Here is a 1,213-nt window from a genome sequence, read left to right as displayed (position 1 = left end):
TTGTCAAACAGAGGGTTTTATCGTACTTCTACTCCTACTCCTACTCGAAAATTCTGCGAGTAGGAGTAGGAGTAGGAGTACGAGTACGAGTAGGAGTACGAGTACGAGGGCGTCGCCAGACGAACCCGTCCAGTACGTAGTGCGTAATTTGAGGCACTGCCAACAGCGGTAGCAGCACTGCATGGTAAGCGCTCCAATCTTGAGGCGAACCAAACAGCCAACTACGCTCGTGCCAAACGCCCACGTCCCACAGAAATTCCTCGGCGTATGCCAACAACCACAATAGCGCCAAATACTTGAGCCAACGGGCCTGGCCGCTGGCCTGCTCCTTCACATGCTCCTCCTTCACTGGGTTCGCTGGCATGTGAGGCTCTCGCACATGGTTCTCACTATGCGACTGATGGCCATACCAATAGACCAGCACCAGGTACGGGATACCATGCGCAACGACGTTGGTTACCGTAAATGCATAGTCAGAATTGAATACGACAATACCTACGAACCATAAGACGGCCGTGGTCGCTACAACCAGGTCCTTGCCTGGATTCCAGCGACCCGAACGGGCAGAGGTGATCGAACGCACAGCGTAAGTGCTGAGTGCCAGTACGTAGACGGTTGCAGCCAGGGGCGAAATCCAGGTTGGCAACGTGACGAAATCTTCCGGCGTAAACCAGGCGAAGTTACGAGGGTGCGTATGCCAATAGACTAGTGGAAAGATTGTAGCCGCGTATATTGCCGTGGCGTCGATCCACCAACCTGCACGCGACTGGTCCGATTCACGCCGACGATACAGAGCGACCCAGCCATACTGCTGTCTGACGAAGTGGAATACGGCCAGGTAAGCCAGGACTCGCCAGAAGAATTGCGTACCTTGTTGCAGCAAGAGCCACGAACCGATGAAGGCCAACACCGGTGTTGCACCATACAGCCAAGGACGGCGTTTTAATTCGCTCGGCACAAAGTAAACTCGAAAACCGGTGGCGTATACATGCGCGACATCAATCAGCAGGATCGCCCCGATCCAAACCAAGTCTGGCGTTTCGCCTTGAGTCAAACCCAGCGGCCACCCCACCGCCAGTAGGAGCATCGAAACCGCGAAGCTGCCACCAAATGCCAACAGGTCGACTTGGGGCGAAAACAGCCAAAGATCTCGCGCGGCTTTTGCCCTTGGTTTCAGGTGCTGTTCTGCACTTGAATCAACTGTGATGTCCAT

General features: G+C 54.6%; 1 protein-coding gene. It reads right to left on the bottom strand.

Annotated features, from left to right (window positions below; genetic code table 11):
• Positions 1 to 40: 40 nt before the first annotated feature.
• Complete coding sequence (locus SH573x_RS12260) at positions 41 to 1,213, bottom strand: hypothetical protein (RefSeq protein ID WP_479355404.1); 1,173 nt, start codon at positions 1,211 to 1,213, stop codon at positions 41 to 43.

Source organism: Rania fehmarnensis (assembly GCF_056494185.1).
The sequence above is the reverse complement of the archived record's forward strand: the minus strand, read 5'-3'. Positions and strand labels throughout refer to the sequence as shown.